The sequence below is a fragment of the Amycolatopsis sp. NBRC 101858 genome, from assembly GCF_030269325.1.
Lineage (GTDB): Bacteria > Actinomycetota > Actinomycetes > Mycobacteriales > Pseudonocardiaceae > Amycolatopsis > Amycolatopsis ponsaeliensis.
Genome location: NZ_BSTD01000001.1, coordinates 774,171 through 788,148, shown reverse-complemented (window position 1 = coordinate 788,148; position 13,978 = coordinate 774,171). Strand labels below are relative to the sequence as shown.

Below are 13,978 nucleotides of genomic sequence, written 5' to 3'. Positions count from 1 at the left end.
CCCATGGCTCACCCCGCGGGCCCCAGGCACGCCGACGTCTACCCCCACGCCGACACCTCCGGGCTCCAGCCGTCGGGGGTCGAGGAGCTCGACAAGCTGCCGGCGAAGGTGTGGCCCCGCAACACCTTCCGCGCCGCCGACGGCGTCGTGCGGATCGCCGGGGTCGACGTCCGCGAGCTCGCCGAGAAGCACGGCACGCCCCTGTTCGTGGTCGACGAGGCCGACTTCAAGTCCCGCTGCGCGGACTACGCCGAGGCGTTCGACGACCCGTCGCTGGTGCACTACGCGTCGAAGGCGTTCCTGTCCATCGAGATCGCCCGCTGGGTGGCCGAGCAGGGGCTGAGCCTCGACGTCTGCAGCGGCGGCGAGCTCGCCGTGGCGCAGCGCGCGAACTTCCCGGCCGAGCGGATCACCTTCCACGGCAACAACAAGTCGCCCGCGGAGCTCGAAGCCGCGGTCGTCGCCGGCGTCGGCACGATCGTGCTCGACTCGTACTTCGAGATCGCCCGGCTGGCCGACCTCGCCGCGCGCCACGACGTCGTGCAGGCGGTGCTCATCCGGGTCACCGTCGGCGTCGAGGCGCACACCCACGAGTTCATCGCGACCGCCCACGAGGACCAGAAGTTCGGGTTCTCGCTGGCTTCCGGCGACGCGGCCGAGGCGGTGCGCCGGGTGCTCAACGCGCGTTCGCTCAAGCTCGTCGGCCTGCACAGCCACATCGGCTCGCAGATCTTCGACGCCGACGGCTTCGAGGTCGCGGCCCGCCGCGTCGTCGGGCTGCTCGCCGACCTCGCCAAGGAGCACGGCCCCGAGCTGCTCGACCAGCTGAGCCTGGTCGACCTCGGCGGCGGCTTCGGCATCGCCTACACCGAAAAGGACAACCCGCCGCCGCCGGCGCAGATGATCACGCAGATCCGCGAGATCGTCCGCAAGGAGTGCGCGTACGCGGGCCTGCCGGTGCCGCGCATCGCCGGCGAGCCCGGCCGCGCCATCGCCGGTCCCGGCACGGTCACGCTCTACGAGGTCGGCACCATCAAGGACGTCTCGCTCGGTGACGACCTGTCGCGCCGGTACGTCAGCGTCGACGGCGGGATGAGCGACAACATCCGGACCGCGCTCTACGACGCGGTGTACGACGTCCGGGTGGTTTCCCGGTCCGCGGGCGACAACGAGCAGCCGGTGCAGGCCGTGCTGTCCCGGGTCGTGGGAAAACACTGTGAGTCCGGCGACATCGTCGTACGAGACTGCTGGTTGCCCGACACGCTGGCTCCCGGCGACCTGCTGGCGGTCGCGGCGACCGGTGCCTACTGCTACTCGATGGCGAGCACGTACAACCGGCAGCCGCGCCCGGCCGTGGTCGCCGTGCGCAACGGCGGCTCCCGGCTGCTGCTGCGGCGCGAGACGACCGACGACATGCTGCGCCTGGAGGTCTGAACACTGTGGCTGCCCCAGAGGAAAGGCGAGCCGTCAAGGTCGCCCTGCTCGGCTGCGGGACCGTCGGCGGCGAGGTCGCCCGGCTGCTCACCGAGCAGGCCGGTGAGCTGGCCGCGCGGGCCGGCGTGCCGGTCGAGCTGGCCGGCATCGCCGTCCGCCGCCCGGACAAGCACCCCGAGCTGCCGCCGGAGCTGCTGACCGCCGATGCGGAGACGCTAGTGACGAGCGACGACGTCGACGTCGTGGTCGAGCTGGTCGGCGGCATCGAGCCGGTGCGCGGCTGGCTGCTCGCCGCGCTGAAGGCCGGGAAGTCCGTCGTCACGGCGAACAAGGCCCTGCTCGCCGAGCACTCCGCCGACCTGTTCGAGGCGGCCGACGCCGCGGGCGCCGACCTCTACTTCGAGGCCGCGGTCGCCGGCGCCATCCCGCTGCTGCGCCCGCTGCGCGAATCCCTCGCGGGCGACCGGATCACGCGCGTGATGGGCATCGTCAACGGCACCACGAACTACATCCTGTCCGCGATGGACTCCACCGGCGCCGGCTACGCGGAGACGCTCGACGAGGCCAGCCGCCTCGGGTACGCCGAGGCCGACCCGACCGCCGACGTCGACGGCTACGACGCCGCGTCGAAGGCCGCGATCCTCGCGTCGCTGGCCTTCCACACCCGCGTGACGGCTTCGGACGTGCACCGCGAGGGCATCGCCGACGTCACCGCCGCCGACCTCGGCGCGGCCCGGATGCTCGGCCGCACGGTCAAGCTCCTGGCGATCTGCGAGCGCGTGACCGACGACGACGGCGTCGAGTCGGTGTCCGCCCGCGTGCACCCGGTGATGATCCCGCGCAGCCACCAGCTGGCCGGGGTGGGCGGTGCGTTCAACGCCGTCTACGTCGAGGCCGACGCCGCCGGCGAGCTGATGTTCTACGGCCAGGGCGCGGGTGGCGCGCCGACCGCGAGCGCGGTGCTCGGCGACCTCGTCGCGGTGGCCCGCAACCTGGTGGCCGGCGGCCGCGGCCCGCGCGAGTCCGCGCACGCGGCGCTGCCGGTGCGGCCGATGGGCCAGACGCCGACCCGGTACCACGTAAGCCTTTCCGTGGCCGACCGCGCCGGCGTGCTCGCCCAGGTGGCGCAGGCGTTCGCCGGGCACGGCGTGAGCATCGCGGCCGTGCGGCAGAGCGACGTCGGCGACCGCGCGAGCCTGGTCGTGGTGACCCACCAGGCCCCGGACGCGGCCCTGCAGTCCACTGTGGACGAGATCGCGAAGCTCGACGTCGTCCACGAGGTCGTCAGTGTCATGCGGGTGGAAGGCGAAGACCAGTGATCAGCCAGCCCTGGCCGGGAATCATCGAGGCGTACCGGGATCGCGTCCCGGTCCCGGACGGGGCGCAGGTCGTCACGCTCGGGGAAGGCAACACGCCGCTGCTGCCCGCGCGGCACCTGTCCGAGCTGACCGGCTGCGAGGTCCACCTCAAGGTCGAAGGCGCCAACCCGACGGGCTCGTTCAAGGACCGCGGGATGACCGTGGCCATCACGCACGCGCTCGCGAGCGGGCTCAAAGCGGTGATCTGCGCGTCGACCGGCAACACGTCCGCCTCGGCCGCGGCCTACGCCGCCCGCGCCGGCCTCACCTGCGCCGTGCTGGTGCCCCAGGGCAAGATCGCACTGGGCAAGCTCGCCCAGGCCGTGCTGCACGGCGCGCGGATCCTGCAGGTCGACGGCAACTTCGACGACTGCCTCGAACTGGCCCGCAAGACCGCGGCCGACTACCCGGTCACCCTGGTCAACTCGGTCAACCCGGTGCGCATCGCCGGGCAGAAGACCGCGGCCTTCGAAATCTGCGACGCGCTCGGCGCGGCGCCGGACATCCACTGCCTGCCGGTCGGCAACGCGGGCAACATCACCGCCTACTGGGCGGGGTATTCGGAGTACGCGGCCGACGATGTGGTGAAGAACACGCCGCGGATGTTCGGCTTCCAGGCGGCCGGCGCGGCGCCGCTGGTGCACGGCGAGCCGGTGGCGGACCCGGAAACGGTCGCGACCGCGATCCGGATCGGCAGCCCCGCGTCGTGGACCGCCGCGGTGAAGGCGAAGGACGCCTCCGACGGGCTCTTCGAAGCCGTCACCGACGAGAAGATCCTCGAGGCGTACCGGCTGCTGGCCGGGCGCGAGGGCGTGTTCGTCGAGCCGGCGTCGGCCACCAGCGTGGCCGGCCTGCTGGCCACGGCCGCGGACGGACGGCTGCCCCGCGGGTCGCGCGTCGTCTGCACCGTCACGGGCCACGGCCTGAAGGACCCGCAGACGGCCCTGGCGGGCAACGTCGAGGTCGAACCCCTCGCGGTGGACCCCACGGCGGTCGCGGCGGCACTGGACCTGCGATGACCAGCGCGTTCAAGGTCACCGTCCCGGCGTCGACGGCGAACCTCGGGCCCGGCTTCGACGCCTTCGGCATGGCACTGGGCCTGTACGACGTCGTCGAGGTGCGGGTGCTCGACACCGGGCTCAAGGTCGAGGTCATCGACGCCGGTGCGGGCGGGGTCGAGGACGTCCCCACCGACGAGACTCACCTCGTCGTGCGGGCCATCCGGCGGACCTGCGCGCACCTCGGCATCGAGCCGCCGGGCCTGCACCTGCGCTGCTACAACGCGATCCCGCACGCGCGCGGGCTCGGCTCGTCGGCGGCCGCGGTGGTGTCCGGGGTCGCCGCCGGGTACGCGCTGGCGGGCCGGGAGCTCGACGACTTCGCCGCGCTGCAGCTGGCCGCCGGCTTCGAAGGCCACGCCGACAACGCCGCGGCGAGCCTGTTCGGCGGGCTCGTCCTGGCCTGGTGCGAAGGGGCGGAGTTCCGCGCCGAGCGGCTGCCGCCGCACGCGTCGATCCGGCCGGTCGTGGCGGTGCCGTCGGTGCGCTCGGCCACCGCGACCACGCGCGGCCTGCTGCCGGCGACCGTGCCGCACGCCGACGCCGCGCACAGCGCCGGCCGCGCCGCGCTCGCCGTGCACGCACTGACGGCGAAGCCGGAGCTGCTGCTCGCGGCCACCGAAGACCGCCTGCACCAGCACTACCGGGCCCCCGCGTACCCGGCGAGCGGCGAGCTGGTGGCGACGCTGCGTGCACGCGGAGTCGCGGCCGCCGTCTCCGGCGCGGGTCCCACGGTGCTCGCGCTGACCACGACGGGAATACTGCCGCCGGGGATCGACGTTGCAGGTTTCGACGTCTTCGAGCTGCCCGTTGATCTCACGGGTGTGCAGGTTGCGGCTCAGTAAAGGCTGGGTCACGTGGCCGCAGCCCTGCCCGCCACGCGGGGGGTGGTTGTTGCACCCGGCACCGCCGCGGTCTACCCTCGGGGGCGTTCGATCACCGTGCGTTTCCGCACCCGATGCCGGTCCCCGGATCGCATCCTTCGTTGATCCGCCGAATCCGCACCGCCTGGCAAGCGGGGTAACGCGGAGGAACGTAGGCGGGTTTCCGGTTTCGGCGGTGCCGAATTCCGTGTCCTCCGAATGGAGGACGCAAACCCCTGTGGTGGAGGCGCTCCAGCTGTGTTTCGCACGGCCGAAGAGCTCATCTCCCGTATCGGGGGGCAGATACGCCGGTTCGCGATCAGAAGCGAGCGGCAGTCCGCTGATCCGCCTGGAGGCGTGGATCGGTCAGGAAGGACATGTGTGAGCAACACCGATCTTTTGAGCGACGTGGGTAGCAGCGCCGCGGAGTCGAACGGCACCACCCCCGCTCCCAAGAAGACGGTCGGCGGGTTGACCGGGAAGACCGTGGCGGAACTGCGTTCGCTGGCTGGGGAGCTCGGCGTCGGTGAGACGACGGGCATGCGCAAGGGCGATCTGATCGCCGCGATCCGTGAGCGTCAGGGCAAGTCTCGCAAGCGTGCGGCTGCCGAGACCCTGCCGCTGGAGGGCGTCGGCGAGCCGGTCAAGGCCCCGAAGCGGGAGCCGAAGGCCGAGGCGCCCGCGGCGCCGGCCGAGACCAAGCCGGAGCCGAAGGCCGAGGCCCCGGTGGCGAGCGCGCCGGCGGTGGACGCTCCGCCGCAGGAGCGCCCGCAGCAGGACAAGCAGGACGGCCAGCAGGGCCAGGACGGCCAGCCCGAGGAGGGCGGCCGCGGCCGGCGTCGTCGTGGCTCGAACCGGGCCGCCGGTGCGCCCGACGGCCAGGGCGGCGGTGACCGCCAAGGCGGCGGCGACCGCCAGCAGGGTGACCGCCAGCAGGGCCAGAGCGGTGGCGGGAACAACCGCGACCAGCAGCGCCAGGGCGGCGGCCGGGGCGACAACCGCCAGGACGGCAACCGCCAGCGCAACCAGCAGGACGGTGGCAACCGCGGCGGCCAGGACAACCGCTCCCAGCAGCCGGACGACGACGAAGAGGGCGGCCGTCGCGGCCGTCGCTTCCGCGACCGCCGTCGCCGGGGCAGTGGCGGTGGCCAGCGTGAGGCCGGTTCGCCGGACACCGAGATCCGCGAGGACGACGTCCTGCTGCCCGTCGCGGGCATCCTGGACGTGCTCGACAACTACGCGTTCGTGCGCACTTCCGGCTACCTCGCCGGCCCGAACGACGTGTACGTCTCGCTGTCGCTGGTCCGCAAGTACGGCCTGCGCCGCGGTGACGCCATCACCGGCGTCGTGCGCCAGCCGCGCGAGGGCGAGCAGCAGCGGCAGAAGTTCAACCCGCTGGTGCGCGTCGACTCGATCAACGGGCTGGAGCCGGACGAGGCCAAGCGGCGTCCGGACTTCACCAAGCTGACCCCGCTGTACCCGAACGAGCGGCTGCGCCTCGAGACCGAGTCGCACAAGCTCACGACCCGCGTGATCGACCTGATCATGCCGGTCGGCAAGGGGCAGCGCGCCCTGATCGTGTCGCCGCCGAAGGCCGGTAAGACCACGATCATGCAGGACATCGCGAACGCGATCTCCACGAACAACCCCGAGTGCCACCTGATGGTCGTCCTGGTCGACGAGCGTCCGGAAGAGGTCACCGACATGCAGCGCTCGGTGAAGGGCGAGGTCATCGCCTCGACCTTCGACCGGCCGCCGTCCGACCACACGTCGGTCGCGGAGCTGTCGATCGAGCGGGCCAAGCGCCTGGTCGAGATGGGCCACGACGTCGTCGTGCTGCTCGACTCGATCACGCGGCTCGGGCGTGCGTACAACCTGGCGGCCCCGGCGTCCGGCCGGATCCTGTCCGGTGGTGTCGACTCGACCGCGCTGTACCCGCCGAAGCGGTTCCTGGGTGCGGCGCGCAACATCGAGAACGGCGGCTCGCTGACCATCTTCGCCACGGCGATGGTCGAGACCGGTTCGACGATGGACACGGTCATCTTCGAAGAGTTCAAGGGCACCGGCAACGCGGAGCTCAAGCTCGACCGCAAGATCGCCGAGCGCCGGGTGTTCCCGGCCGTCGACGTCAACCCGTCGGGTACTCGCAAGGACGAGCTGCTGCTCTCGCCGGACGAGCTGGCGGTCACCGTGAAGCTGAGCCGGGTGCTGCACGCGCTCGACTCGCAGCAGGCCATCGACCTGCTGATCTCGCGGCTGCGCAAGACGAAGACGAACGTCGAGTTCCTGATGCAGGTCTCGAAGACCGCCCTCGGCGGCGGCGAAGACGACTGAACGTGCTCATCGGAGGCCTCCCCGCTTCGCCGCGGGGAGGCCTCCGGCACGTTCGGAATACCAGGTCAGCGGGGTGCGTTCCAGTCACCGTCAGCCTGTCTGGCAGAATTACCCGCTGAAGTCCGGCGCCGGTTCACCCCGCGAGAACGACTGGGGACCCGGAGCCAACGAGAGAGGACACCATGAAGAGCGGTATTCACCCCGAGTACGTGGTCACGAACGTGAACTGCGACTGCGGCAACAGCTTCACCACGCGCAGCACCAAGACCAGCGGCGACATCCACGTCGAGATCTGCTCGAACTGCCACCCGTTCTACACGGGCAAGCAGAAGATCATGGACACCGGTGGCCGGGTCGCGCGCTTCGAGGCTCGCTACGGCAAGCGTCAGAAGAAGGACGCCGACGCCAAGTAGCTTTTTCCACGGCGCCCACCCGCACGCGCGGGTGGGCGCCGTTGTTTGTCTTGAACCGGAGAGGTGGCACAGGTGGACTCGAGCTCGCTCAAGGGGTTGCTCGCCGAACACGCGGAGCTGGAGTCCCAGCTCGCGGACCCGGCGGTGCACGCCGACCAGGCGCGCGCCCGCAAGCTCGGCCGCCGCTACGCGGAGCTGACGCCGGTGGTGCGTGCCGTCCACGAGCTCGACACCGTCCGCGACGACCTCGCGGCCGCGAAGGAGATGGCCTCGGAGGACGCGGAGTTCGCCGCGGAAGCCGAGGAGCTGAGCGCGCGGATCCCCGACCTCGAGTCGAAGCTCACCGAGCTGCTGCTGCCGCGCGACCCGTACGACGGCTCCGACGTCGTGATGGAGATCAAGTCCGGTGAGGGCGGCGAGGAGTCGGCCCTGTTCGCCGGCGACCTGCTGCGGATGTACCTGCGCTACGCCGAGCGGCACGGCTGGAAGGCCGAGGTCCTCGACTCGGTGGACTCCGACCTGGGCGGCTTCAAGGACGTCACGCTCTCGATCAAGACGAAGTCGGCGGTCGTCGACGGCGTCTGGTCCCGCCTGAAGTTCGAGGGCGGCGTGCACCGCGTGCAGCGCGTGCCGGCGACCGAGTCGCAGGGCCGGATCCACACGTCGGCGTCCGGGGTGCTGATCTACCCGGAGCCGGAGGAGGTCGAGGTCGAGATCGACCCGAACGACCTGCGCATCGACGTGTTCCGGTCGTCTGGCCCGGGTGGCCAGAGCGTCAACACGACCGACTCGGCGGTCCGGATCACCCACCTGCCGACGGGCATCGTGGTGTCGTGCCAGAACGAGAAGTCCCAGATCCAGAACCGCGCGCGGGCGCTGCAGGTGCTGCAGGCCCGGCTCCAGGCGATCGCGGAGGAGGAGGCGGCGGCGAAGGCGTCCGACGCCCGCAAGTCGCAGGTCCGCACGGTCGACCGGTCGGAGCGGATCCGGACGTACAACTTCCCGGAGAACCGCATCTCGGACCACCGGGTGAACTACAAGGCGTACAACCTGGACCAGGTCCTCGACGGGGACCTGGACGGCGTCCTGGACGCGCTGGCGACGGCCGACCGTGAAGAGCGCCTGGCCCTTTCCGCCGGCTGACTAGCGCGGGATCCCGGCCTCGATTTGAGCGAGCTGGGCGGCGAGCAGCTCTTCGAACGCGGCGCGGCGGTCCGCCCCGAGCGGGCGCACTTCGCGCGCGAAGTGGGACAAGACCGGGAAGCGCTCGGGGTCGGCGCCCAGCACCGCGACGCGGAACTGTTCCATGCCCTGCTCGTGCTCGGTGGGGGTGACGGTGCTGACCCCGGCCTCGGAGGCGATCAACGCGGCGATGAGGATCGCGAGCCGGTGGTAGCGCGCCGGGATTTCTTCGTCGGGCAGCCCGGACGTGCGCAGGGCCTGCAGCACCTCTTCCATGACGAGCCGAGACCCGGCGCCGCCTGACGCGTAGCGGCCCCAGATCGCGGCGATCTGCGGATGTTGGCCGAAGGCCTCCCGCAAGCGCAACGCCGTGGCGGTGAGGCGCTGCTTCCAGTCGCCCTCGGGACGGTAGCCGTCCATCGCGGACACCAGGATCCGGTCGGCGACCGCGCGCAGCAGCTCGGTCTTGTTGCGGAAGTGCCGGTACAGGCTCGACGAGTCGGTCCCGAGCGCCGCGGCGAGCTTGCGCACGCTGAACGACTCCGCGTCGCCGGTGCGCAGGAGCTCCGCTGCCGTGTCCAGGATTTCTTCGGTCGACCAGCGCCTTCGGCCTGTCATCGTGCCCCTCTCGTCCGACGTCAGTCTAGCTTATGCACTTGCTGTTGCACGCGGTGCGTGCATAATGAGGACACATGACTGGGGGGAGCTCGCTCCCATGGAGGAAGGACACCGTTGTGCCGAAATCACTGGACCACACCGAACTGGACGCCGCCCTCGAGAACGTCTGCCGAGCCGGGATGCCGGGCCTGTTCGCCGAGGTCAGGGCGGGTGACGACGTCTGGCGCGGTGCCGCCGGGGTCGCCGACGTCGAGACCGGCCGTCCGGTCACCGCGGACCTGCGGCACCGCGTCGGCAGCATCACGAAGACCTTCACCGCCGCCGCGGTGCTGCGGCAGGTCGAGAACGGCGAGATCGGGCTCGACACTCCGATCGGCCACTACCTGCCGCGGCTGGTCCCCGGCGAACGCGGGGACGCGATCACCGTCCGGATGCTGCTCGACCACACCAGCGGGCTCGCCGAATACCTGCCGTACGCCTATCCCTCGCTCAGAGCGTTCCCCGACCTGGCGAAGACCGGACCCGAGAGCTTCGACGACCACCGGTTCACGCACTTCGACCCCGTCGACCTGATCGGGATGGGGGTCGCCGCGCCGGCCGTCGGCACCCCGGGTGGCGCGCCGGGGCTGTACTCGAACACCGGCTACCTGCTCCTGGGCCAGCTCCTGGAGCACGTCACCGGCACGGCGGCCGAGAAGCACATCACCCAGGACGTCATCGAGCGCGCCGGCCTCCGGCACACCGGATTCCCGGAGGGGACGCACGTCGACGGGCCGCACTCGCGGCTGTACGAGTCGTGGTTCGGCATGATCGACCCGCCGCGCGACTACAGCGTCTTCGACATGTCGTGGGTGGGGCCGTCGGCTTCGCTGGTCTCGACGGTCGCGGACCTCAACCGGTTCTACCGCCTGCTGCACGCGGGCGAGGTCGTCAGCCGGACGTCACTCGAGCAGATGCGGCGCACGGTCCGGGTGATCTCTCAGGAGGGCAAGCTGATCGACTACGGCCTCGGCCTGCACCCGGTGGAGGCGCCGGGCCAGGCGAGGTTCTGGGGCCACGGCGGCACGGTCTGGGGTGGTGGCGCGCTCGCCGCGATCCGCGCCGACGGCGAGCGGCAGCTGGCGGTCGCGATGAACTTGCAGCGGTGGAACCGGCTCGACCCCGCGGGTGCGCCGCAGCCGCACCCGATCGACCGGGCGCTCGCGGCGTTCCAGCAGGTGGCGATGTACGGATGACCGCGACACTCCGGGCGCTGCGGGCCGGGCTCGTCCTGACGGTCTTGGCGGCGGTGGTCCCGTTCGCGGCCGCCGGCTTGCTGGCCGACCACCTGCGCGCCGGTTATCCCGGCTACACGCCGGCGCAGATCGGCTCGGCCGTCGCCACCTACCAGGTCGTGCTGTCGGTCGTGGGCGGTCTGGGCGCGCTGTTGTGGCTCGCGACGATCCTGGCGGTGAGGGCAGGCAGGCGGTGGGCCCGCGCGACCGCGACGGTGGGGCTCGTGCTCGGCGTGAGCGTGGCCCTGACCGGGCTGCTCATCCGGGACACGTCCGGCGACACCGGCCTGCCACCGGCACTGGGCTGGGCCGGGCTGGTGCCCTGCCTGGCCGGAGTCCTGGCGGTCGCCTGGCTGTGGACGAGGCCCCGCCCGGCGTGACAGCACGCCGTGTCGACTCCCCAATCACGCGTGTCGGCTTCCTGATCACGCGTGTCGACCCTTCCCGCACACCACCGGCGGGGCCGCGCCGTGATCCGGGCGCCGACACGCGTGATTGCGGGGTCGACACGCGTGATCTGAGGGTCGACACGGCGTCGTCAGCGGACGGCGGGCTGCTCCGGTTCCTTGAAGGCGTCGAAGACCTCGGTCACCGGCTCCTCGTCGGAAGCGGCGGCTTCCTCCGCCACCGGCCGGGGCGGGCGCGGGAAGAAGCTCAGCACCGCGAACGCGAACGCCAGGAACGTCGGGAACAGCGTCAGCAGCTGGTGCTTCACGCCCTCGACGCCCTCGCCCAGCGCGGACAGCCCGAACTGGCCCACCGCGAACAACAGCAGGAAGAACACTACGACGCCGTACTCGCGCGCGCGGCGCCGGAACGCGCGGACCCCCGCCCAGCCGATCAGCAGCCAGAACGGCACCAGCACGAACAGCCCCAGCGATGCGGCCAGCGCGGACAGTCCGGAGAACACCGGCACGCGGTACTCCTGGGCCATCTTCGGGAACCCGGCCGACTCGGCGAAGCTGCCCAGCCGGGACGGGCGCGCCGTCAGGGTGTCGACCGCGCCCTGCTGGAGGATCTGGACCGTGCGCGCCGGGTGGGACGCGTAGTACTGCACGACGTTGCGGCGGCTGATCTTGTCGCGGAAGCCGTTGTAGTCCGCGTCCGTCCACGGGTGCGCCGCCCACCAGCCCGTACCGATGAACTTCTTCGCGCTCTGGGGCAGGCCCAGCGCCGCGAGGTCGGCGTCCGTGTCGTGCTTGCCGTCCACGATGCTGTCGAACACCACGTGGTACATGTTCGCTTCGCGGTACTCGGCGTTGGCCGGGTCGCCGTGGGACTGCACCGCCGCCGTCCCCGCGCCCACGACCACCAGCACGCCCAGCGGCAGCAGCCACCGGCCCCAGCCGCGCTTGCCCAGCGGCCGGAGCAGCGCCAGCGCCACCACGAACAGCGGGATCAGCAGCAGCGTCTGCGACTTCGCGTTGATGCCGATCAGCGCGCCCACCACGGTCAGCGCGGCACCCCAGTACCGCGCCGCGCCCGTGCGGTTCATCAGCAGCAGGCCGCCCGCCATCAGCAGCATCCCGACGAACCCGGCACCCTCGCTGAGCACCGAGGCGAAGTAGCCGAAGAACGCCGAATCGGCCATCACGAGCAGCAGCAACACGGCCGCGACGACCTGGTTGCGGCGACTCAGCTCCAGGCCGAGGACCGTCGCCGCGATGCCGGCCGCGACCAGCACGCACGTGATCGCGCCGAGCACCAGCAGGTTGAGCTCCGCCGACGAGCCGAGCACCTTGCCCAGCTTGCTCGCGAACCAGTCGAGCCACGCCTGGCTCGAGATGTAGTCGCTCTTGCAGGCCGACCCCGGCCCGTAGCTGAAGTGCACGTAGAACTCGGAGCTGAGCTCCGGGTGCCGGCCGCCGAGGTCGCACAGCAGGCGCCAGCCGTCGCCGTTGTCCGCCATCCCGACCGGCCTCGGCACGAGGAACCGGACCAGCAGGACGCCCAGGGAAAGGACGAAGACGCCCAAGCCGAAGCGGAGTTCACGGAATCGCACTCGGAACAGCGTACGAGATCACGCAGAGTCGGCGGGCGCTGCACCGGGAACGGGCGAAACGGGCCGGTGCCGGAAGACCACGTAGTGGTAGAGCAGGTAGTTCCAGAACAGTCCGACGACGATCGCCGCACCCTTCGGCACCAGCAGGTTGATGCCCGGGAACAGGCGGCTCACCAGCGTGATGACGCCGAACTGGACCACCCAGAGCCCGAACGCCGTCACCCCGAAGAACAGCAGCGCCTGCTTCCGGATGTCGCCGTCCTTCGCCCGGAACGTGAAGTTCCGGTTCAGCGTGAACGACAGCAGCATGCCCGCCGTCGTGGAGAGGAAGTTGGCGACGAACGTCGGCACGCCCAGCGTCGCGAGCAGCGCGTAGCCCAGCGCGTCGACGAGCGTGTTGCCGATCCCGACGATCCCGAAGCGCACCTGCGTGGCCGTGACGAACCTCATCGGGCGGCGCTCCGGTTGTCCTGGGCGGTCTCGGGGACGCCGGTGCGCACCGAGGCCACCGTGTACAGCGGCCGGTTCTGGACCTGCGAGTACGTGCGGCCGATGTAGCTGCCCAGCACGCCCAGCATGATGATCTGGATGCCGCCGAGGAAGAACATCGCGATGGTGATGAACGCCCAGCCGGGCACCGCCGTCTCCGGCGCGAACAGCTTCACGCCGACGACGTAGAGCACGCCGAGGAAGCTCAGCAGCGAGATCAGGTACCCCATCCGCGTGATCATCCGCAGCGGCGTGGTCGAGAACCCGAGGATGCCGTCGGCGGCGAAGCGCAGCATCTTCGTCAGCGGGTAGCCGGTGACGCCGGCGTGGCGCTGGTCGCGGTCGAACAGCACCGCCGTCTGCTTGAACCCGACGTAGCTGACGAGGCCGCGCAGGAACCGGTCGCGCTCGCGGTACTTGCGCAGCTCGTCGACGACCTTGCGGTCGACCAGCCGGAAGTCGCCGGTGTTCTTCGGGATCTCGACCGCGGCCATCTTCTGCAGGAACCAGTAGAACGCGCTCGCGGTGAACCGCTTGAACGGCGAATCCCGGCGCGACCGGCGCTGCGCGTAGACGACCTCGTAGCCCTCTTCCCACTTCTCGAGCAGCTCGAGCGCGACCCGCGGCGGGTCCTGCAGGTCGCTGTCCATGATGATCGTGGCGTCGGCGTCCACCAGGTCGAGCCCGGCGGTGACGGCCATCTGGTGCCCGAAGTTGCGGGACAGCTCGACGACCGTGACCCGGGCGTCGCGCGCCCCCAGCTCGGTGAGCCGCTCCAGGGACGCGTCGCGGCTGCCGTCGTCGACGTAGATGAAGCTGAAGTCGTACCGCCCGGCCAGCGGCGCGGTGACCTCGTCGACCGTGCGGTGCAGCAGGTCGATGTTCGCTTCCTCGTTGTAGATGGGGAAGATGAACGCGACCCGGTGGCGCGTGGTCGGCTCGGTCGGCACTGG

13 protein-coding genes are annotated in these 13,978 nt (G+C 71.2%); 9 read left to right on the top strand and 4 right to left on the bottom strand.

The window, feature by feature from the left end:
• Positions 1-3 precede the first annotated feature (3 nt).
• The 7 genes from lysA (at position 4) to prfA (ending at position 8,603) form a co-directional block, all read left to right on the top strand.
• Positions 4-1,434 carry a diaminopimelate decarboxylase gene (gene lysA / locus QSK39_RS03750; RefSeq protein ID WP_285476256.1) on the top strand — a complete coding sequence of 477 codons (1,431 nt, stop codon included), beginning with the start codon at positions 4-6 and terminating at the stop codon, positions 1,432-1,434.
• A gap of 5 nt (positions 1,435-1,439) precedes the next feature.
• Positions 1,440-2,753 (top strand): homoserine dehydrogenase, encoded by a 1,314-nt coding sequence (locus tag QSK39_RS03745; RefSeq protein ID WP_502873241.1) that lies wholly within the window; start codon positions 1,440-1,442, stop codon positions 2,751-2,753.
• Entirely contained in the window at positions 2,750-3,811 is a 1,062-nt protein-coding gene (thrC, locus tag QSK39_RS03740; RefSeq protein WP_285476255.1) for a threonine synthase, read from the top strand. Before QSK39_RS03745 ends, thrC begins: the two co-directional genes overlap by 4 nt.
• Positions 3,808-4,695, top strand: coding sequence for a homoserine kinase (thrB, locus tag QSK39_RS03735; protein ID WP_285476254.1), 888 nt, complete (start codon positions 3,808-3,810; stop codon positions 4,693-4,695). Before thrC ends, thrB begins: the two co-directional genes overlap by 4 nt.
• Before the next feature lie 399 nt (positions 4,696-5,094).
• Positions 5,095-7,047, top strand: coding sequence for a transcription termination factor Rho (rho, locus tag QSK39_RS03730; protein WP_285476253.1), 1,953 nt, complete (start codon positions 5,095-5,097; stop codon positions 7,045-7,047).
• A 182-nt stretch (positions 7,048-7,229) separates the two neighbouring features.
• Positions 7,230-7,460, top strand: coding sequence for a 50S ribosomal protein L31 (gene rpmE, locus QSK39_RS03725; protein ID WP_284744227.1), 231 nt, complete (start codon positions 7,230-7,232; stop codon positions 7,458-7,460).
• Positions 7,461-7,532: 72 nt separating this feature from the next.
• Complete coding sequence (prfA, locus tag QSK39_RS03720; RefSeq protein WP_285476252.1) at positions 7,533-8,603, top strand: peptide chain release factor 1; 1,071 nt, start codon at positions 7,533-7,535, stop codon at positions 8,601-8,603.
• Here the strand turns inward: prfA and QSK39_RS03715 are convergent, their stop codons facing one another.
• The gene (locus QSK39_RS03715) at positions 8,604-9,260 is read right to left on the bottom strand and encodes a TetR/AcrR family transcriptional regulator (RefSeq protein WP_285476251.1); all 657 of its coding nucleotides are present in this window, start codon (positions 9,258-9,260) and stop codon (positions 8,604-8,606) included.
• A gap of 116 nt (positions 9,261-9,376) precedes the next feature.
• On the opposite strand from QSK39_RS03715, the gene QSK39_RS03710 reads away from it, so the two are divergent.
• Positions 9,377-10,495, top strand: a complete 1,119-nt coding sequence (locus QSK39_RS03710) for a serine hydrolase domain-containing protein (protein WP_285476250.1) — start codon at positions 9,377-9,379, stop codon at positions 10,493-10,495.
• On the top strand, positions 10,492-10,914 hold the full coding sequence (locus QSK39_RS03705) for a hypothetical protein (RefSeq protein WP_285476249.1): 423 nt from the start codon (positions 10,492-10,494) through the stop codon (positions 10,912-10,914). The genes QSK39_RS03710 and QSK39_RS03705 overlap by 4 nt, the downstream gene beginning before the upstream one ends.
• A gap of 158 nt (positions 10,915-11,072) precedes the next feature.
• On the opposite strand, the gene wsfD is transcribed toward QSK39_RS03705, so the two are convergent.
• From wsfD to QSK39_RS03690, 3 genes are read right to left on the bottom strand one after another with little or no spacing between them, the layout of a single operon-like run.
• On the bottom strand, positions 11,073-12,536 hold the full coding sequence (gene wsfD / locus QSK39_RS03700; protein ID WP_285476248.1) for a glycan biosynthesis hexose transferase WsfD: 1,464 nt from the start codon (positions 12,534-12,536) through the stop codon (positions 11,073-11,075).
• An 18-nt stretch (positions 12,537-12,554) separates the two neighbouring features.
• Positions 12,555-12,986, bottom strand: coding sequence for a GtrA family protein (locus QSK39_RS03695; RefSeq protein WP_284744222.1), 432 nt, complete (start codon positions 12,984-12,986; stop codon positions 12,555-12,557).
• Complete coding sequence (locus QSK39_RS03690; protein WP_285476247.1) at positions 12,983-13,975, bottom strand: glycosyltransferase family 2 protein; 993 nt, start codon at positions 13,973-13,975, stop codon at positions 12,983-12,985. The genes QSK39_RS03695 and QSK39_RS03690 overlap by 4 nt, the downstream gene beginning before the upstream one ends.
• Positions 13,976-13,978: the final 3 nt, after the last annotated feature.

What these genes read in the sequence shown, in the direction of transcription:
- lysA (WP_285476256.1), top strand. Translation starts at nt 4, where the DNA reads ATGGCTCACCCCGCGGGCCCCAGGCACGCCGACGTCTACCCCCACGCC.
- thrB (WP_285476254.1), top strand. Translation starts at nt 3,808, where the DNA reads ATGACCAGCGCGTTCAAGGTCACCGTCCCGGCGTCGACGGCGAACCTC.
- rpmE (WP_284744227.1), top strand. Translation starts at nt 7,230, where the DNA reads ATGAAGAGCGGTATTCACCCCGAGTACGTGGTCACGAACGTGAACTGC.
- QSK39_RS03715 (WP_285476251.1), bottom strand. Translation starts at nt 9,260, where the DNA reads ATGACAGGCCGAAGGCGCTGGTCGACCGAAGAAATCCTGGACACGGCA.
- QSK39_RS03705 (WP_285476249.1), top strand. Translation starts at nt 10,492, where the DNA reads ATGACCGCGACACTCCGGGCGCTGCGGGCCGGGCTCGTCCTGACGGTC.
- QSK39_RS03695 (WP_284744222.1), bottom strand. Translation starts at nt 12,986, where the DNA reads ATGAGGTTCGTCACGGCCACGCAGGTGCGCTTCGGGATCGTCGGGATC.